The sequence below is a fragment of the Leptonema illini DSM 21528 genome, assembly GCF_000243335.1.
Classification (GTDB): domain Bacteria; phylum Spirochaetota; class Leptospiria; order Leptospirales; family Leptonemataceae; genus Leptonema; species Leptonema illini.
The window spans coordinates 85241-104595 of sequence record NZ_JH597775.1; the positions used below are offsets into that span (position 1 = coordinate 85241).

General features: G+C 54.6%; 18 protein-coding genes and 1 tRNA gene. 5 read left to right on the top strand and 14 right to left on the bottom strand.

Translation table 11 applies throughout. The annotated features are described in order from the left end of the window. The 7 genes from LEPIL_RS23720 to LEPIL_RS20930 all read right to left on the bottom strand — a co-directional run. The coding region (locus LEPIL_RS23720) for a polymorphic toxin-type HINT domain-containing protein (protein WP_246811976.1) at positions 1-298 on the bottom strand (298 nt) is incomplete at its 3' end. A gap of 734 nt (positions 299-1032) precedes the next feature. Continuing rightward, entirely contained in the window at positions 1033-1260 is a 228-nt protein-coding gene (locus LEPIL_RS20905; protein WP_002775838.1) for a DUF4926 domain-containing protein, read from the bottom strand. Beyond that, the gene (locus LEPIL_RS20910) at positions 1257-1601 is read right to left on the bottom strand and encodes a DUF6883 domain-containing protein (RefSeq protein WP_002775839.1); all 345 of its coding nucleotides are present in this window, start codon (positions 1599-1601) and stop codon (positions 1257-1259) included. The genes LEPIL_RS20905 and LEPIL_RS20910 overlap by 4 nt, the downstream gene beginning before the upstream one ends. Continuing rightward, positions 1598-2482, bottom strand: a complete 885-nt coding sequence (locus LEPIL_RS20915; RefSeq protein ID WP_157135130.1) for a ParB/RepB/Spo0J family partition protein — start codon at positions 2480-2482, stop codon at positions 1598-1600. The genes LEPIL_RS20910 and LEPIL_RS20915 overlap by 4 nt, the downstream gene beginning before the upstream one ends. Next, the gene (locus LEPIL_RS20920; protein ID WP_002775841.1) at positions 2482-3243 is read right to left on the bottom strand and encodes a ParA family protein; all 762 of its coding nucleotides are present in this window, start codon (positions 3241-3243) and stop codon (positions 2482-2484) included. The genes LEPIL_RS20915 and LEPIL_RS20920 overlap by 1 nt, the downstream gene beginning before the upstream one ends. Further along, positions 3240-4367, bottom strand: coding sequence for a tyrosine-type recombinase/integrase (locus tag LEPIL_RS20925; protein ID WP_002775842.1), 1128 nt, complete (start codon positions 4365-4367; stop codon positions 3240-3242). Before LEPIL_RS20925 ends, LEPIL_RS20920 begins: the two co-directional genes overlap by 4 nt. Next, on the bottom strand, positions 4364-7336 hold the full coding sequence (locus tag LEPIL_RS20930; protein ID WP_169314846.1) for a CHC2 zinc finger domain-containing protein: 2973 nt from the start codon (positions 7334-7336) through the stop codon (positions 4364-4366). Before LEPIL_RS20930 ends, LEPIL_RS20925 begins: the two co-directional genes overlap by 4 nt. Positions 7337-7526: 190 nt before the next feature. On the opposite strand from LEPIL_RS20930, the gene LEPIL_RS20935 reads away from it, so the two are divergent. After that, positions 7527-7919, top strand: coding sequence for a helix-turn-helix domain-containing protein (locus LEPIL_RS20935; RefSeq protein ID WP_002775844.1), 393 nt, complete (start codon positions 7527-7529; stop codon positions 7917-7919). Between the two features lie 26 nt (positions 7920-7945). Here LEPIL_RS20935 and LEPIL_RS20940 read toward each other — a convergent pair whose 3' ends face one another. From LEPIL_RS20940 to LEPIL_RS22700, 7 genes are all read right to left on the bottom strand, one after another. Then, the gene (locus tag LEPIL_RS20940) at positions 7946-8647 is read right to left on the bottom strand and encodes a hypothetical protein (RefSeq protein WP_002775845.1); all 702 of its coding nucleotides are present in this window, start codon (positions 8645-8647) and stop codon (positions 7946-7948) included. Beyond that, on the bottom strand, positions 8644-9774 hold the full coding sequence (locus LEPIL_RS20945; protein ID WP_002775846.1) for a polymorphic toxin-type HINT domain-containing protein: 1131 nt from the start codon (positions 9772-9774) through the stop codon (positions 8644-8646). The genes LEPIL_RS20940 and LEPIL_RS20945 overlap by 4 nt, the downstream gene beginning before the upstream one ends. 18 nt (positions 9775-9792) lie before the next feature. Next, complete coding sequence (locus tag LEPIL_RS20950) at positions 9793-10461, bottom strand: HEAT repeat domain-containing protein (protein WP_002775847.1); 669 nt, start codon at positions 10459-10461, stop codon at positions 9793-9795. Continuing rightward, the gene (locus LEPIL_RS20955) at positions 10462-10980 is read right to left on the bottom strand and encodes a HAMP domain-containing protein (RefSeq protein ID WP_002775848.1); all 519 of its coding nucleotides are present in this window, start codon (positions 10978-10980) and stop codon (positions 10462-10464) included. Positions 10981-11086: 106 nt separating this feature from the next. Continuing rightward, positions 11087-14605, bottom strand: a complete 3519-nt coding sequence (locus tag LEPIL_RS20960; RefSeq protein WP_002775849.1) for a tetratricopeptide repeat protein — start codon at positions 14603-14605, stop codon at positions 11087-11089. Positions 14606-14631: 26 nt separating this feature from the next. After that, a complete protein-coding gene (locus LEPIL_RS20965; RefSeq protein ID WP_002775850.1) occupies positions 14632-16251 on the bottom strand; it encodes a peptidase associated/transthyretin-like domain-containing protein in 1620 nt (539 codons plus the stop codon). Positions 16252-16315: 64 nt separating this feature from the next. Continuing rightward, on the bottom strand, positions 16316-16819 hold the full coding sequence (locus tag LEPIL_RS22700; RefSeq protein ID WP_002775851.1) for a hypothetical protein: 504 nt from the start codon (positions 16817-16819) through the stop codon (positions 16316-16318). Between the two features lie 118 nt (positions 16820-16937). Between LEPIL_RS22700 and LEPIL_RS20975 the strand changes: the two genes are divergently transcribed. From LEPIL_RS20975 to LEPIL_RS20990, 4 genes are all read left to right on the top strand, one after another. Continuing rightward, a tRNA-Pro gene (locus LEPIL_RS20975) sits at positions 16938-17012 on the top strand. A gap of 96 nt (positions 17013-17108) precedes the next feature. Continuing rightward, complete coding sequence (locus LEPIL_RS20980; RefSeq protein ID WP_002775853.1) at positions 17109-18068, top strand: MBL fold metallo-hydrolase; 960 nt, start codon at positions 17109-17111, stop codon at positions 18066-18068. Next, the gene (locus tag LEPIL_RS20985) at positions 18055-18480 is read left to right on the top strand and encodes a hypothetical protein (RefSeq protein ID WP_143464819.1); all 426 of its coding nucleotides are present in this window, start codon (positions 18055-18057) and stop codon (positions 18478-18480) included. The genes LEPIL_RS20980 and LEPIL_RS20985 overlap by 14 nt, the downstream gene beginning before the upstream one ends. Then, positions 18477-19337, top strand: coding sequence for a 1,4-dihydroxy-6-naphtoate synthase (locus LEPIL_RS20990; protein ID WP_002775857.1), 861 nt, complete (start codon positions 18477-18479; stop codon positions 19335-19337). The genes LEPIL_RS20985 and LEPIL_RS20990 overlap by 4 nt, the downstream gene beginning before the upstream one ends. The last annotated feature ends 18 nt before the right edge of the window (positions 19338-19355 follow it).

Below are 19355 nucleotides of genomic sequence, written 5' to 3' on the forward strand. Positions count from 1 at the left end.
GGCGAGCTCCGCCGTATACATCGAGCTGCGACACTTCACCGGCAAGCAGCGAGTCGTCACCGACATGCAGGTCGGCCGCCTTCACCCAGCCTTTGCCTTCTATGTAGAAGGGGTGGGTGGCCGTCGTTTGCAGTTTTGTGCCGGTGTCATAGACCAGCGTGTAGATACGGTCGGTTTTACGGATGAACGTCTGCTTTACCGTCTGCACCTCAATGCGTTTTGTCGTCTCGTTATATGAGAGAACCTTATCCCCGGCGCGAATATCCTCGATATTGCGGTAGCCGGAGGGCGTTTTCACCTTCGTTCCTGCAACGAAACACTTACAGGAACCGACCGCCCGGACTGCGTCAATGTTCGTTTCTCTCAACGCCTTTCTGCGCCCGCGACGCATTCGCCTAGCGCCGTTTCCGGTGCCGGAAGATTTTCCATACAGGCGTTTTTCCAGAGAAACAGGCATCACAGGTGTGATCAGGAGAGTATGCAAGAGCATCCAGCGCAAGCGTTTTCCGTCTGCCAGCTTCCTCCTTTAGCTGCAAGAAGGCCGCGAAGACAGGGCAGCTAAGAGGGAGAAGCCGCCGCTCACGTCTGCCTGTAGCAGGCTCCCCCGCCGCCCCGTCCTGCCTGTTGCCGCCGCCCGACCTAGCCCTTGCAGGCTCTTTCTAAAGGCAGGCGGCGGGATTTTTGCCGGCGACGTTTGCTATGGATTCCCATAAGATCTCTGCGACTCATGGCAGCGCAAACGGAGCCGTGCAAAGCCCCCCTTTTGTCCTGATGAGCGCCCCGCTACTATCAACTTCCTATTTTGGCCGGAGCGTAGCGGAGGCCGGGGGGAAAAAAGGTTAGCCGGGGGTGCGGGGGCGGCCAGGAAAAAAGGGGGCGCAAATCATGACGCCTGCTGCACGTAGAAAAGTCGGGAGGAACCCGGGCTCTCCGCTGCGCATGCTTCCCGTTAAAAGAAGCGACTAAAGAAAAGAGCGCAGCGGTTGCGAGCCCGGAAGAAGAGGCTCGTTATGCAGGCCGGGGCGGCGGGGGTTATGCAGATGCAAGTTCTCTCACGTGAAGGATCTCGGTTTTTGCGAGTGAGCGTATTTCAGAAGCGGCAAGAGTAAGCACCGCCACTGTCTGGCCGTTTCCAGACACAAACTCCACTTCATAAGCCTCACCGTCACCATACACATGGACAACGGCGCCGATATCGCCTTTCTGGAGACCGTGCTCCCGACGGTCTGCAAGAATAACTACAGGTTCGTGCTCTCTCATTTTGCCTCCTGCGGATGCGCCGTTACAAGTCTCGGCCATTTCTCGCCCCTGTCAATAATCCACACGGTCCGGATGTAAGCCTCCTTTGACCGGGGACTCACAATCGTTCCATCAACCACATATTTCTCGCCATAAGGACTCACTTCATGATGCACAACTTCGCCCGCTATGGCAAGAGAAAGAAGCGATGCCTTCAGGCTTTCGGTATCGTAGCCCAGCGCAAGAAAGAAGCGGGCTTTTCCCGATCCAACCGGATGACTCAAAGAAAGCAGATAATCTGTGATCTTGGAATCGTCGATGCGGGCTCTATCACCATATGGAAGTTTCGCGGGAGAATTCAAGAATCGGCTCCGGCATTCAGTGTCTTCAAAAACAACTCCGGCTGTCCAATCGTTTTCAGCTCCTTCACGATGCGGGATTCCTCTTCCTTCGTTGTCGCAAGCTTCTTCTCAAGCATCGCCCGCGTCTGTCGGATGGTCTTCAACTGGAGGGCCAGCTTCTCGCCCCGTTTCCGTTCTTTTTCTGTGAGTTTCGGAACGGTGGCCGTCACAGGAGCCTCTTTACGGATCTTCGCCACAAGACGTTTCGCCGTCCCTTCCGGAATACGGCCTTTCGATTTCTTCTCGATCGACTTTGCGAGAGTCTCAGACTGGCGAAAGTTCAGTGAACTTTTGCCACCCGTATACTGGTTCCCGTGGTCGCCGCCACGCCGGTCTTCTGCAATCGCCTCCCCGAAGTTCTCGCGTATAAACTTCTCCTTCTCCGCTCTGGACCAGTTGCCTCCACGCCGCCGGTCGTTCTCGGATTTCATGATCTCTCGCTCAAGATCATCGGTCAGGGGAGAGAGGATCCGCTGCACAGGCACACGTTCAAGCCCGGCTGTAAGGGCGGCACGATGCCGGTTATGGCCACAGACGATCACGCCATCGGGGCGGCTGATCAGAGGAACCAGAATCCCTTTCTCTTTGATGTCGGTGACGAGCTCGGCCATCTCTGGAGCAGCTAAAGGAGGATAGTCATTGAGAGGATTCGCTACAAGCGTGGACGTCGGCACATACAGCACATCGGAGAGCTCGATGCCGTGACGCTCAAGCACAGGCACGTCAACGGGTGCCTTCGTGCCGGGTCGGGGAATGCTGATGTTCTCACGGAAGCGTTCTGCATCACGACGCAGACGTTCTTCGCGGGCCTTCTCTTTATCTATCGATTTCTCATCACTCATCATACAAGCTCCTCTGCAAGGGATAGAAACTCCTCGTAGCTGCGACTGCCTTCTTTCAGCGGCTTACCGGAATCACAGGCCGACTTGATGGCAGCGGAGCGGTGAATCACAGAGGACAGCATTCCCTCGATGCCCGTCATACGCAGCTTCTTCGCCTGCGTGTCGTTTACCTGCACGGGTAACGCACGCAGGGCCGGACGGTGCCATGTTGCCTCGGCCACGCCGGCAATCTCGTCACGCAGCAACTGATAACCCTGCACCGTCCAGCGGCTAAAAGAGAAAGGAGAAAGTACAGTACAGGAAGAATAAAGAGCACAAGTAAGCTCAAAGGATAAAGCCGGAGGAGTATCAAGAACCACCGTTTCATAACCACTATCTTTGATCATTCTCGCAAAACGCAGCACCGCACCCGGATCTCGGACCAGCTCGACGCCACAACGGGAGAGATACGGCGTCGCCGGCAGCACAGAAACACAAGCATCGTTACATGCTGCATCACCACCTGTTTCGCCTGCCTTGCCTGTCTCATAGATACAGTCATGTAGCTTTCTTCTGCCCGTTAGAACATGATAGACGTTCGCCGATTCAATCACATCGGCATCGACGTTTCTCAGGAAGTAATCTGTCAGGTTGTTGTTGTGATCCAGATCTACCGCAAGGACCGGCTTTCCGGTTAACCGTGCAAGAGCCCGTGAGAGTAGCGCTGAGACGGCCGTCTTGCCGACCCCGCCTTTAAGAGAGGCGACGGCGATGCGCTTCACGGTCGGCCTCCTGTTTTGCCGCTCTTATCGTTAGCTGCACGGTCATCGGTCTTGTTGCCGGCTTTGCTACCGGTTGCACCGTTGTCGGCCACAGCGTTACCCGTGTCGCCCCTCACCGTGCCTTCCCGGAACTTCGCCGGATGCGTCTTCTCATGCACCTCTTTGAGCTTGCGGATGGCTACATGCGTATAGATCTGCGTGCTCGATAATTCCTTATGCCCGAGCATCTGCTGCACATAACGCACGTCCGCCCCGTTCTCAAGCATCAGCGTTGCCGTCGTATGCCGGAACATATGCGATGAGCCGTTCTTCTCAACTCCTGCCGCACGCCGTGCCTTCGTGACAATGTCGGTAATCATGTCTTTCTTGAGCCGTTCCCCTTTGACCCCTAAAAAGAGATGACCGTCATCCTGCACCGCCTTACTCAGAAAAGCAGGCCTGACCTCCGTGAGATACTTCTCGATCCAGAGAAGGGCACGCTCGCCCACAGGCACCACACGGTCCGTCTTGCCTTTACCCTCACGGATAAAGACCGTTCCCGCTGCAAAGTCGATGTCGTTCGTGCGGATGCCGCATAACTCAGACCGACGCACCGCACAGGAATAGAGCACCTCAAGAATCACACGATTGCGCAGCCCCACAGGATCGGTAAGGTCGGGCATCATCAGAATTCGTTCTGCCTCGTCAGAGGTGAGCACGTTACGCGGTAGCCTGTGCCCCATACGCGGAAGCTCCACCTCAAGCGCCGGATTAAAGAGCATATACCCCTTACGCACAAGAAAACGCAGATAGTCCCGCACGCTGGAAAGAAGATGGATCTGTGTCACGACAGACGTGCGCCGTCCCGTCTTCTCAGAGACCCGGCCCGTTACATGCTTGCGGTAACGCTCCATAAACGACACCGTAAGAGAGGACGGATCCGTCACCGACCGGTCCGCACAGTAAAACACAAAGCCGGTTAACTCACGGCGGCGGCCCTTGATCGTCTCGACCGAGAAGTTCCGCTGCAAGAGGTCGTCGAGATAGGCCGGTACTAACTCTGCCAGTCTGCCCGGGATTGTGGCAAGGCGCCTTGCCGTTACAGAAGGCCTGCCGGCTTTCCCCCTGCGAGCCGGCGCATTCACAGACCGGCCTCACGTGCATGACTTTGTGGAGGAGTTCGGGGATTTGCAAATGACCCCCCAATTCCTTTTTCTAAGCGTTTTTCCCGTTTTTCTGCAAAAGTTCCCTGATTTAAGGCCTTTTCTGCGCTTTTTGGACCGTGACTCAGGGGTGACTTGGCCGTAACTTGAGGGTGACTTGGGGGTGACTTCTGCTCGTTTTGCCGTGACTTCTCATCAAAAAAGCGTGACTTCTCCTTTAGAAAGTTTACTAATTCCTCTCCTAAAGGAGCATAACGACCCGCCGTTAGACCCGGAACAAAAGGAGAGCCGTCGTCGCCTTCTCCATTATAGGCCAGCTCATACTCGATGAACTGCCCGCGACCGCCGCCATGTACAAGCAGATATTCCAGATCTTCAAGGCGGGCAATATGTTTCTTCAGCCTTGAGTCGCCCCAGTTCGTATACTCACGCACGTCTCTTCGCGTAAAGCGGAACATGCGCTTCTCAACGCTATGCCGTGCCGCTCCTTCCGTCACCAGCTCTTCTATAAGCGTAAGAAGCCTCTTCGTCTGCGGAGCAAGATCATCAAGCGAGATGCCAAAGACTTCACCGGCAAGGAATGCTGCAAGGGCGACGTCCTCTTCTGTGGCGACGATGTATTCCATGTCGCCCTCTTTGCGGATCTCTCGTTGATACTGATGCAGAAACGCAACCGTCTCAATCAGCGTCAGGAACTTCTCATGATCCCGTCGCATGCGCAGTTGTGTATCGGGAAAGTCAAGAAGCTCAACGTCAGGAATCACGACGGGTAACGTTCTAAGAAGCCTCTGTGCATCGGCATGCAGCTCTCGCAGATGCACGGCATCATGCCGCCCGGCGGTAAGCCCCGCAGCGGTGCGCCTGTGTCTCTGTAACGACTGGATGCGTCTTGTCTGTTCCCGGTCTTCGTTGATGGTGATCACAAGGCAGCGGTTTAAGAGCTCCTCGTCGATCTCGGTGTTTGTCGTTGTGAGTAGAATCATCACCGGACCCTCCACCTCGAATTCCTTCGTATCGGGAAGCCCCGTTGCCGGATCACGGATCGTCGTTGCGATCGTTATACGGCCCTCGCTCTGTAAGATCTTGATGGCATACTTCGCACGCTCCACGCCTTCCTCTTCTGCTATGGCAAGAATCCGGTGTTTGAGGCTTCGCGACTGCATGTAATAGAGGGATTGCCCCGTCATCATCGAGAACTTGATCCGGTCCTCTTCTGGCACAAAGGCAAGCAGGGCGTCCATGAGGGTGGACTTACCAGCCGAGGAACTCGACTGTATAATGATGGCAAGGGGAGCCTCTGTCTTTCTCGACACAGTGCCCAGATAGCCGATCAGGGAATTGATGCGCTCGCCCACAAGGCCGCATCGCTCAAAGTCGGCGACGATGTTACGTACAAGAGCCGGATCTTTAAGATAAGCGATCGCCTTCTTGCGTCTGTCCTCCGGAATCTCGACGACATCCTGCTCGGGCCTGAGCGTCTCGCGAAGGCGCTTCTCCTGTAGCTCTTCCAGCGTGGAGAGGATGCGCCCGAGGTCATGCTTGAGTATCTCATGGTCGACGGCAAGCTCGCCCGCTGCCTGCTCGATAAAGGACAGGCGGGATTTCGCTGAAAGAAGATCAAACGTATCGACATGATAGACGTCGCCGAGGGATACGCGGAGGTTGATCTTCATGAGGTGGTCGGTTGTGTTCTTGTATAACCCACGCACCCGGTAGCGTCTCTCACCATACGCAAGCCGCACCTCATCGCCGTTTACCGTGCATTCCGGCTCCGGGGGAGCCTTACGCACCATCTTCGCGGGGATCTCTTCTATGTGCACCGGCAGGACCGGGGTCTTCGCCAGATCGGGTGATTCCAGAACGGGACGGGCTATGGCCACCAGCTCACGGAGTCCGCCGGCAGGATCCATCAATCGCAGAATGTAATCGTTTGCATCAAGCCCCATCGGCAAAAGAATTCGCAGGCATTCCAGACCGGGCAGCTCTGCGGCGAGCCTCTTTGCAAGCCTTATGGACGCATCGTTTCCCGGACGATCCGCATCAAAGGCAATATACAGCCGCTTCACGTTTCCAGTCCGCAGCGCCTGCATCATCTCATCGGTAAAGCCCTCGATGCCATAGGCGCAGCTCACGTTCCTGAGACCATGCACGTAGAAGCTCATCGCATCGATGATCGACTCGCAGAGAATCAGATCGGGCTGGTTATACGCATCCCGATTCCAGATGCCACGATGCGGACCCGGTAGATACAGATGCTTCACCCGATGCTTGTTACTGAGACGTCGGCCATACATCCCGCACAGAACGCCTCGCTCATCAAAGACGGGAAAGGTTATACAGCCCTCGAAGTGCTCATGCCCCGTTCCCGACCGCATAAGCCCCATCTTCTTGAGTAGGCCCCGGATCAACTCGCCTTCTTTAGACTGAGGGGTTGGCAGGATGCCCGACAGGCTACCGTCTGCATAACCCACGCCGAATCTAACGATAGCCTCAGCCCCGGCCTCTGCTGATGCAAGGCCACGGGATTCCAGATACCGCAACGCCCCGGAATCATTCTTGAGCGTCTTATGATAGTGTTCCACAACAGACGTAAGAAGGTCGGCGGCCATAGCTCCCGTAAGGGAAGCAGGCACGTTGTCGGCAGGGTTGGACGGATGAGACGCATCGGCGTCGCCTGCATTGCTCGCGTTGCCCGTAAACCGCTGCAACCGTTCTACGGCCGCCGGGAAGTCCAGACCCTCCTTCTGCATCAAAAACTCGATCGCATCGCCACCCGCTCCACAGCCGAAGCAGTGCCAGAGGTTCTTGCCCGGCGTGACTACAAAGGACGGCGTATCGTCCTTATGGAAAGGACACCGCCCCACAAGATCCTTCCCGGCCCGTTTAAGCGAAATCCCATAAGAGGCCACAAGCCGGGCAAGATCGGTCTCTTTCTTAAGCTGTTCTAGCACAGACGGCGGGGTAAGCGGCATGGCAGGCCTCCGGGGCGGGAAAATTTCGCGAAAGACGATTTGAACACTAAACTGTAGAACCAATACAGGATATGTTGTTTTTATGCAAGCACTTTCTGTAGCACAAATACCCTAAAGTGAAGGCCAAATGGTCGACAGAAGAAAAGCAGGATGCAAAAATGTTACAGGTATGTCGGTAAACGTTCAGAAAAGAAAGGCTGATGTCGGAAGTTTTGGAGAACGGCTCCAGAGGCGCCGAATCGAAAAAGGCATGTCGCAGGGCGATCTTGCACGCGCCATAGGCATACACCAGAACCAGATCGGTCGTTACGAACGGGGCGACTCACAGCCTACGGCTGACAAAATCAAGAAGCTCTGTGATGCCCTCGGCGTTTCCAAAGACTACCTACTCGACGGAGCAGAGGAAGGCGCAGCACGCGCCAACTTCGACGACGTGGAGATGCTCGAGCTGTTTCAGGAAGTGCAGACTCTAACCGACGAAGACAAGAAGGCCATCAAGAAGTTTGTGCGCCTCTACGTGAATAACGCCAAGATCAGCGCCATGACGGCCGCTGCGAGATAGGGGTTAACTGGAGAGACAGACTTCTCTTAATCGTCTGGTGAAACGGGTGGTTTCCTCGTCCAGCGTCCGTCGCAGGTTATTAACTGAGTCGGTTGCAGGCCTTCAATACTATAGGTTCCATCTTCCGCCAAAGGGGCGGAAACTGTAATGTTTTTTATAGTAATCACTACTGGTTCGACACTCTTAAAAAGAGGCAGCCCTTTCACAAGAAAATTTCCCTTGGCCTGTTTCAAAGAAATCTCAATGAATTCTGGCTCCTTTAAAGGACGCCAAAGTTCAAGACTCAAGTCACCACAAAAGTATTCCCCTGACAGAAGTTGATATGCTTTAAATGCAGCCAAGTACTGTTCGCGTTTTGTAAGCAGACTATCATACCCATCTACTGGGCGAAGGATGACATCGTCGGCATATCTCAGAAAACCATGAATGCTCCCGCAATCCACCTCAGAAAGAATCTCTAACCGAGCGAACTTCTTCTGCGGCTGTAAAATCACCTCTTGCTTCTCACGAACGATAGTGCCGACAGGACAAACACCTATTACGCTTTTCTCTGCACCAAATTCCAGAGGTTCAGAATAAAGCTCTTTTGAGCTTAGAAGCAAAAGCCAATGATCTGTTGGCTGCTGCTTTCTTATCGAATACGGGGGAGCGTTGCAAGAGATAGTCATTAGCAATGATAGAGCGACGAACGCCCCGAAAAGAGTAACCGCTCCAGCTCGCTTGCTCATTTCGCTGACTCCGCATAAATCACAGTATGGGGCTTATATTTGTAGTCTGTCTTCCCATTTCTATCTTTATAGTAAGTATCAACATACCGAACAGATGTTTTCCCATCCGCTTCTTTTTGTTTCACTACAAGCCAAGTATGTACGTCATTTCTCATAAGAGCAATATTGGCTGATGATTTCATGAAGGATTGAAGCCCTGCACCATCTGCTCCATCTACCACTTTCAATTTTTGATCCGGGCTGAGATATTTTGTCATCAGTTCATACGGTTTTTCAACCCGGGCAAATCCACCGTCGTTCCTGTCCTTTATAATCATCCCGTCGCTTGCCCCATCTATTATGAATTTTTCATAAGACGGTACAGAGCCCGGATTCAATTCAGATACGAATAGGTATAGACTATTCATAAAGCAACTCTGCGTTGCAGTATGAGGTACATACTGCGTTTCAAAAGAACGCTTCAATGCTGGGTCGTCAATGTTGGCCTCATCTATTTCCCTCTGAATGGCATCGCGAATTTTTTCCTGTAATTCGCCACCATGCTGATAGTAGGGACCAGTAGCCTTTTCTATAAGCTCTTTTACCTCTTCAGGTGAATACCCCTGCGCATTATGCACAACCACATCGCTCTCACCCACCAGATAGGTATGCGTCTCGTTCACCTCGAAGTTATACACCGTCTCGGCTCGGTCCTCGACCGTAATCCCCACGATCACGCCCTGCTTCGATTGCCTGTAGGAGACGTTCTGTAGGCGAGCTCCGCCGTATACATCGAGCTGCGACACTTCACCGGCAAGCAGCGAGTCGTCACCGACATGCAGGTCGGCCGCCTTCACCCAGCCTTTGCCTTCTATGTAGAAGGGGTGGGTGGCCGTCGTTTGCAGTTTTGTGCCGGTGTCATAGACCAGCGTGTAGATACGGTCGGTTTTACGGATGAACGTCTGCTTTACCGTCTGCACCTCAATGCGTTTTGTCGTCTCGTTATATGAGAGAACCTTATCCCCGGCGCGAATATCCTCGATATTGCGGTAGCCGGAGGGCGTTTTCACCTTCGTTCCTGCAACGAAACAGGTCCGGAATTGGAATTCGCCGTTACTCCGCCACCAGGCTCCGACCGGACTTCTCATCCGGCCGGTACAACGCTATCAATCCCAGCGGATGCTTTCGAGAGAGCGCTGGGCTTCTTTTTTCACGCCGGCCGGGAAGCGCGACTTGATGATCTTCATGAGCGGAACAAAGGCCCGCTTATCGCCGAGCGTACCCAGGCCCTGAACGACGGCCGTGACGACGGTGATGTTGTCGGATTGCGGGCCGCGTTCCACCTCTTTATCAAGGGCGCCAAGCAGCTCCTGAGCCGCCATCTCGGATTGATTGCGGAACTTGCCGAGCGACAGAGCGGCGGCGATGCGCACCTCTTCATGCTCCTGTAAATCCTGTAGACGACGTCCGAGAGCGGGGATCAGATCCTGGCCGCCTTTCAGATTCCAGAAGTTACCCAGGGCCTGACAGATATGGATGCGAAGCACGTGATGATACGGCTCCTCGGATCGCGGAGTCAGAGCGCCGAGCATCGGGTTATACAGCTTCTCGGGCGGGAAGTCAGAGTTATACAGCTGACGGGCAAGCACGCCGAGACGATCTACGGCGTTGGATTTCTCTTCAATACGCACGCTTGGATCAGAGAGCAACCGAGTGAGCTCTTCGACGCCCTTCTCGTTAGCCGGTATGCGGTTGAAGATAGGTGCGGTCTCCTGCGCCAGGAGGGCGGCCGGAGCGAAGAGGCAAAAAAGAACGAGCATCATCCAGTATTTCATTTATTTCACCCTCTTTTCGATCAGCGTGTTGATGTCGTCCACAAGCTCCTGGAACTGATCCCCTCTGCGAATGCGGATCGGACGAACCGGGCCGCCCTCCGCCATCTCCTGCAGGGTCTTGCGCATGTTATGCACAGGCCCGGCCATCGAATGCGAATAGAAAAGGCCGAAGACGACGAGCAGCACGAGATTAATGCTACTTACAAAGACGATAGGCACCCAGTACAGATCAAAGGCGTTGAAGATGCGGCCCGGAACGCCCATCTGAACGATGGCTCCGTCGGCGCTCTGACAGCTCAACGTTTGTTCGGTACTCATAGAAATCAGAACGCCGCCTTCTTCTGAAAGAAGCGGATACGGATTCTCGCGTATCATCCAGAGTATTCCAAGTGTAAAGGCTACGACAAGAAGCACTATGGCTGAGAACCGCAGAATAAATACATTCTGGAACTTCCGGTCGATATAATAACGCCAGCGTAGCTGTTTCTTTTCATCTTTTTCTGTATGGAGATCGGTCATGCAAAACTCCTGCCCGGCGGGCTTTTCCTCTACAAACAGACAACGGAGCTGGACCGCAACTCCGTTTTTCTATCTGCAATACTGTCCTGATGCAAAAAATTCTCGCTCATTTCCCTATACGAACGCTGTAGATAGAGGCGCCGCTCAGATTCTCTCTGAGAAGAACCTGTCCCTCTTTATTCACAAGCAGCAATTGCCGGTTGCGACCTATAAAGCTGATTCTATCAGATGAGACGACGGAAATCGTTTCAAGACTGATCGGATTTTCTGGCAGCTTAAATGAGCCGATTTCCTTCCCATCATGAGAAAAAAGATCCACCGTATTCCCAGAAACAAGAATCGGTTGCGAAGCAAGCACCGCCTTACGCCCCTTCAGGGCGATGCCTCTTTCTTTTGAAAGAGAATCTGCGCTTAAAAAGATTAGCTCTGAGGCCGTCTGCAAGATGATCCTTGAACCATCATCGGCAACACGAAGATCTTCGATTCGTGAAGGCGCTGTAAAATCAGCCTTTGCCTTCAGCTCAGAATCAAGCAAGGTAATCTTATTTGCAACGTAGACGGCATAGCTCGTCTTTGCATCTGCCCCCGAGTTAAGCGCAATCATCTTCGCACCGACTGGAGCGGTGTATTCGGCCGTCGTGCGCGCCTTTCGAAAGACCGCCGGCCTGTTCCCGCATTGCAGCTGCACGATGGGATCAGCCCCGGTCCCCGAAACGTCACAGGCGGTGGCCGGCACGGCAACAGGCAGAAGCTCCTCGCCCGTTATCGGATCAAAGCTGCGCAGGCGACCCTTTTCAAGCACTAACAGGAATCCATCGAGATGATGGGCTACAGGCTTAACATCGACCTGAAAGAGAACTCTGTCCGTGCCGCGCTCCACGCCGAGGACCATGTCCTTGCGCACGATAAGAAAAGACTCGGCGAAGGCATAGACGGGATCATTGCCTGCAGGATAGCGCATGGCGGGTTCGAGAAAGTCCTTCTGTCCGCCGGCGCTGGCAAGCAACCGTCGCACCTTACCGGCCCGATCGTCCCCCGGATACTCTTTCAGGAACTGTCGACCCGAAGCCTCAAGCTCGCGGGACTTCATCTTATCGAGGATCTCGATACGGGCAAAGAGGAACTCCGGCGTCTTCTGAATGGCAAGCGCCCTATCGATGCTCTGAAGGGCCGCTCGCTGGTTTCCCTTCGAATAGTGCAGATAGGCCAGATGATAGTGCGGATCGGCAAAGTCCGGATAGATGCGCGTCAGTTCGGTGAGGGCGCGCTCCGTTCGCTGGCTGCCGTCGTTCCATTCCATCAGAGCGAGGTTGAGCAGAGCAAGCTCCTGCCCGTGCCTTTCAATCTTGCGCGCCTCTTCAAACTCTCGCCTGGCCTCCGCTTTCTTTTCCTGTTCGTAGTAGATCACGCCGCGAGCGATACGGGCGGGTAAAAAGTCGGGCCTGTAGAGCAGGGCCTGTTGCATGTGCTCAAGCGCTCGATCATATCTCTCGCGGAGCATCTCGATGACGCCTAACTTATACGAAGAGAAGAAGGCCGACTCGTCTTCTGCAAGGATCTTCTTGAAGCCCTGCTCGGCCTCATCGAGCTGCCTGCGATCAAGCAACCTTGAATACAGGGCCTCGCGATACTCGATGCCTGCCGGGTCTTTTTTCAGGGCTTCGATCAGCATGGCCTGTCCGGCTGCCTCGCGTCCCGTTTCAAAGCGGATCTCGGCAAGTCGCACGAGAAAAGAAGGCCGCTGCCACTGGCGATAGAGGCGTGAGAACTGATCCTCCGCCTTTTTATACTCAGCTCGACGGAAGGACTCTTCAGCCCTTTCGATCTCGGGAATAAGATGTCGGAATTTGCGGTTCTCTTCAATAATCTGACGATTTCGCGCAAGCGCCGGATGCGCCGGATCAAGGCGCTCCGCCTCTTTCAGATGAGATGCGGCCTCATCGAAGCGGTTGCGCGCGTTCTTCTCGATGGCGTACTCGATCTGAATGCCGGCCATGCGCCTTTTTACATAGGCGTTCCCCGGAAGCCGGGCAAGCAGAGAGCGATATTCCTGATATGCCTCATCACGGCGACCCTCGTCCTCTTTCATACGGGCAAAGGCAAGAAGCACCTCTGGGTTCGTGGCCGACATCTGCTGGATCTCACGCTGAAGCGCCGATCGTGCGCGCGTATTGCCCGTTTTCTGATACAGGGAAAGCAGACCTTCAAGGGCCTCGGGGTTAGCCGGCTCAGAGGCTCTCACGGTGCGAAAGGCCGCCTCGGCGCCTTTGAAGTTATTGTTGAGCAGCCGGGCCCTGCCGATGGCGATCAGCGTCGGAGCATAGTCCTTCTTCAGACGCAGCGCCTTCGTGTATTCCGTCTCGGCGCGTCTGTACTGACCTCTGCCGAACAAGGCATGGCCGCGTTCAAGCATCTCGTGAATCTGAATGCGCTCTGCCGTCTCTTTCCATTCCGGGCCGGATTCGGTCTTTTGAATCACCGCAAGGTGACGACGCGCATCGGCAAAACGGCCGAGCTCGATGTACTGAAAGAGAGCGTTTTTGCGCGCGGGAATAAACCTTTCGTCCTTTGTAAGAATCCGTTCGAAGATCATCACGGCCTTCTCGCGATCGCCCTGCGCCGCATAATGCAGCCCGAGCTGATTGAGAAGCTCGGCATCGTCGGGATTTCGACGCAGTCCCTCTTCGATTACTTTAAGAGAGCGATCATAATCGGCCTGTCTTCTTGCCGTCGAGGCGATCAGGATGCGCGCCTCTCTGCTTTCAGGACTGACACGCAGTGCCTCTTCGAACTCCTTGCGCGCTCCAGCAACGTTCCCGCGGGCCAGGAACACCGAGCCCAGCTGCAAACGCGGTCCCGGCGAACGGGGGCTGAGCTGCATCGCCTCGCGAAAAGATGCCTCGGCGCGCGCATAATCCTTTTTACGGAAGAAAAGGTTCCCCTGCTCAAGTAACCGGGCCGTCTGACTGGCATCGCTCCCCTTCAGAGCATCCTGCATCTTCGGATTGGCCCGCTGCGCCCGACGGAAGTATTCATCGGCTTCGTCGAAACGTCGCAGCTCAAGGCAAACGTCTCCAAGTTGCAACAGAGCCTGGTCGCGATACTCAAAGCCGTCGACGTCGGCCTTTTTTAAAAGAGATAGAGAGCGTTCGTAGCTCTTTTTTTCCTTATTAAGGACTCCGGCACGATAGTTATACGCCGGATCATCGGGATGCAGCTCCAGCAGTCGCTGGAATCTTTTCAGCGACAGGTCAAGATCGCCTCTTGAGCCATAGATCAACCCGAGAGAAAGAAGGATCTGCTCCTGATCGGGAGCAAGTTCCTCCGCTCTTAAAAGGGACTGTAACGCCTCATCGGTTTTGCCTTCTTCTTTATAGACCATCCCCAGCAGATAATGCCCCTGAAAGGTCGGCAGAACCTGCAGCGATTCCTCTGCCTTCTTTTCTGCCGTTCTGAAATCGCGTCGCACCAGAGCAAGATTGCCCTGATCGAGAAGAGATCGAATACGAGCGGATTGCACGGGATCGCCGGCGATGGCCGTGTCCTTTGCCTCGGATCGTCGGACTTCCTGCGTGGCGCAGGATGCCAGAATTGTTAACGTAGTAATAACTATCAGTCGTTTCATCAGTCTGCCTTTTCTCGATCGTTCTTTCATCGATCGCCCTTACTCTTATCGTCCTCGCGAAGACGAAGCGGAGAACCACTCATTGATTTGAATTCATACCAGAAGAAGCGGCCTGCGCGAAAGAACATCCCGCCTGTACGAGAACCGCTGCGTAATAGAATCTCCTCGGGCGGTTTTGATCCGGCCTGAGATCCGATCGTGATCAACCGCACGGCGGAGGGAACCGTGAATGCTCCGTCATAAAAGGACTTCCCGTTGATGCGCAGAGCGAGAGTCCCGGCAGTACGATCAAGATCGGCGAAAATATAGATCTGCCTTCCCTGCTCTCTCTTAAACGTATAAACCTGCACCTTGCCCTGAATCTCCAGCCGCAGGCGTATGTCGTCGGCCGAAGGTTCGATCAGGAAACGATCTCCCTCGGAATACATGCCGAACGACGCCGCCTGATCGGGAAGAATGGCTTCAAGCTGCAACCTCTCGGCGCCGATCGGTATGCTGGAAAGGCCCGAGCGGGCCGACAGAGCCGGTCTGTCGAAGTCGGCGATATAAAAGCGCTGATCGGAGGATGTATAACTCCAGAGTCCGGATTCGAGCGCCGATTTCAAAGAAGCGCCGCGAAACGCCAGATAATATTCAAACGGATAAAAGCGATCGACCCGCCGACCGCCGCTTACCTGTAAACGATCGACTGTAACGACTCTAAAATCCTGCTCGCCGGATTTTTCGGCGATCTCAAGCTCATACACTCCGGCAAGTACGCCGGGACGGGCCACCGGCGCTTCGCCGATCACCTCCCCATCAAGAGCGAGGCGATACCCGTCGGGCGACGTAAAGATCAAGGCGCTTCCTGGATCGGAGTCATCGCTCCAGGCGGCCATCAGCATCCGCTCGCCGCCGTCAGGCACACGAACGCTTTTTCTCTGCTCGGGCTGTCCCTGACGTCGAATAACGATCTCACGAATGCCCGATCTTATCTGTACGTCGACGGGCGTCGCTCCCAGAGGAAGCAGAGCGCCGTTTTCTTTAAGAAAGACGTCGGAGCGAGAAGGCGAAGTGATGCGCAACGTGCCGGTACCAAGTCTCTCCGCCAGTGCAAGCAGCATCTTTCGCGAATCGTCGGCAAGGTCCGGATAACCATGTGCTACGACGACAGCCCGACCTGATTGTTCGATATGCACGCCGCCGTCGTCTTTCGCGGGCTCTGCCAGACTCAGCTGAATAGACTGTAGCTCTTTTTCCTTGCCTGCGACAAGTTCAAAGGCCGTTACCGCAACGCCGCCTTCAGCCGGCCGGAACAGAAGCCGGTGGCTGAACGAAGGCCCCTCCGTCTCTGAAAAGACCGCAGGCCACGGAGAGAGAGGTCCCGATGTATTTTGCCGCTGACTGAGGAATGCAATGATGCGTAACTTGAGCCCTTCATCGATACCTGCATCAAAGTGCAGGTGTACGCGAATGTCCTTTCTCTCATCTATAGGATGAGGAATGAGGGCCTCCGTAAGATCATACGGAGCAATGGCCGGTAAATCCGGCCCCGGAGCCGTCTCTCGAACAGGCCCTGCGCAAAAAGAAAGGAACACAGGAACGATCAAAAGCGGGCGGCGGAAGACGGCCTTATAAAGAGCACGTGCATACGAAAAGAACGACAAGTCAGACCTCCAGAAGCGGCGCTTCTGGAAGAAGATTGATAAACGTGTCGACTCTGTCAAGTATTCATATGAAACGTTTTTCGAGCTTTCCCAGCCAGCGCGTGTAATCACGATGATAGGTCACAAGTCGCTGGAGAAAGGGGCGACGATCATCAAGCAGAAGGTTTCGCGCCTCTGCAATAATGTCGGCAATGATTTCCCGGTGGAAGGTAAGGTGGCTGATATGGAAGAGACGAACGGCCTCGTTCATCCTTTCTATACTCAGGCGGCCGCATCCGGCCATGAACTCTTCGAGTTGCGAGAAGGCCTTTTCCAGATCGGATGGATACGGCGAATTCATCAGCGCGATGCGATCGGTAATGTCACGCAACACGGCAAAGAATCGCTCAAGCGATTCGCGGCTGAGGGTCTGAATATCAAAGTCTTCATCAAAAAACGATCGGGCAAAATCCCACTCTTCGGGTGTAAGATCCTGTTTCTCATAGGCAGCCGCCAGAGAATCGACAACGGTCATCTTCTCAGAGGATCTGCGAGAGCCTTTCTTAGCACTCAGGGTATCGACAGTCATTTCGGCACTCCTGCTTGAATCTGCGGCGACGAACGCCTGTGCCATTTTTTTTTGAGGCCCCCAGCGGTAAACTGAAATTTGCTTCCCCGCCTGGCAGGGGCACAAAATCTGGACGCCACGGGATGTAGCGCAGTGGTAGCGCACCACGTTCGGGACGTGGGGGTCGTTGGTTCAAGTCCAATCATCCCGACCAGTTTTTCTCTTCATACGACAGTAGCCGTCGCCCTTTTTTGAATTAGGGAATCAATTGACATCCATCGCCTGGCAGCGAATCTGATCAGGCTTTACCATGATCATCAAGCTTTACGGTGTTCGGGGCTCACTGCCGGCTCCGCTCTTAAACAGAGATCTGCGCTCCCGCCTGAGGGAGATCCTCCGGCTTGCCGTCGAGCGTCAGCTGAACTCCGTAGATCGTATCGATCCCTTCCTCGATGATCTGCCCGATTACCTCGGCTTTACGACGGGCGGCGATACGACCTGCATCACCGTGCGCCGCAACGAAGAGCTTTTCGTCGTCGACGCAGGAACCGGTCTTCGGGTACTTGGCGACGAGCTCCTGCCGGGCCCTGCCGGCCAGGGCAAGGCCGTTCTGCATATATTCTTCACGCACACCCACTGGGATCATATACACGGACTTCCGTTTTTCAAGCCGCTTTATATTCCCGGCAACGAGATCCATTTCTATTCCCCGCTGCCAGACCTCGAAGAGCGACTGGCCTACCAGACCGATGAGCGATTCTTTCCCATGCCGTTTCATCGCACGGCCAGTACGAAATTCTTCCACAGGCTTGACGGAGAACTTGAGATCCGCCCCGGCCTTCTAATCGATACGTATCCGCTCAAGCATCCCGGTGGGTCCTTTGCCTACCGCTTCCGCGAGGCCGGTCGTAAATTCGTCTTCGCCACCGATGTGGAGTTCAACGGCGACGACCTTCTCGATCGTAACGATCATCTGAATTTCTTCTCAGAGGCCGATCTGCTCATCCTCGATGCTCAATACACGCTTGATGAGTCGTTCATGAAAATCGACTGGGGCCATACAAGCTTCAGCATGGCCGTGAACTGCGCCGTACACTGGAAAGTGAAGAACCTCGTTCTCACGCATCACGAACCCGCCTATAACGACCGCCGTATCTACGAAAACTATGAGAACGCCATCGAGCACAGACGTATTCTGAAGCAGGACCGTCCGCGCATATACCTGGCACGCGAAGGAACCGTCTACCATGTCGGAGATGAAGTCGTATAGCCGCGTAAACGGCTGGATGCTTCTTTCTGTATTCAGCGTCTGTTCGCTCGTCACTTTCGCTCCAGATCTCTATCATCGCCGGTCGAAAGTGCAACCCGAGCAGACGGGCTTTGCCAGGCTGATCCGCGCCGAGGATAAAAGCTATTTCGGCTATCATCGCTATTATTTCACGCTGCTTTACAGATCGGGCGACGAAGACGTGCGCTTTGTAACCGCCGTCGACTCCGATCTCTTTCATTTAAGGAAAGTCGGCGACAACGTCGAGGTGCTCGTTCGATCGGCGCATGACCTGCGCCTTGCTCGCAACGAAAGTGAAAAGCCGGACTACGCGACCCTGATGCTTTCGCTCTTTTTCGCAGCCGTCGGCTTTGTTCTTTTATTAAATGGCATACGATACAGGAAAGATACGTGAAAAGAAACATCACGCTCGGGCTCTCTCCCTGCCCGAACGACACCTACATATTCCATCATCTTATAAAAGAGGGTTTCGCCGAAAGCAGCGCTACGAGCGGCACAGCCGTGAATCGCATCACGGTAAATCCCTTTTTTGCCGATGTTGAGGAACTGAACCGGCGGGCGTTAAACGGCTCCGAGTTGCCCGTCACAAAGGTCTCATGCTTTGCCGCCGCTCTGGCATCAGAGCACTACGAGATCCTGCCCTCCGGTGGAGCGCTCGGCCATAACTGCGGGCCTCTTCTTGTCAGCAGGCAGAAGCTCTCTTCGCAGGATGAGCTTCTGGATAGACTGCGCTGCTCTCGCATCCTCATCCCCGGCAAAACGACGACGGCGCATCTGCTTCTCAGGCTTTTCCTGAAAGAACACGGCATCGAGCATCCGCTCATCGAAGAGGCGCTGTACAGCGATATTCTGCCGTCGCTGAAACGAGCCGATGCCGATTTCGGCCTGATCATTCACGAGGAGAGATTTACGTATCCTTCTTACGGCGTTGATGCGCCGGTCGATCTCGGACAGTGGTGGGAATCGCAGACCGGATTGCCTATTCCGCTCGGTTGCATTCTCGTGCGGCGAGATCATCTCGATCTCTTTGACGCCCTCGACCGGGCGATCTGTGAGAGCATCGATCATGCGAAGGCGCATCTTGAAGAAGCCTGGCCTTTTATCAAGTCTCATGCACAGGCCCTTGAGGATACGGCGATACGATCGCATATCGATCTCTATGTGACCGATTATTCGCGCACCCCCCGAGAAAAAGGAAAGGCGGCCTTCGCGTTACTTCGCGAAAAGGCCGTCGGTCTCGTCCTTGATTAAGGGCCGGCCCCGGGACCG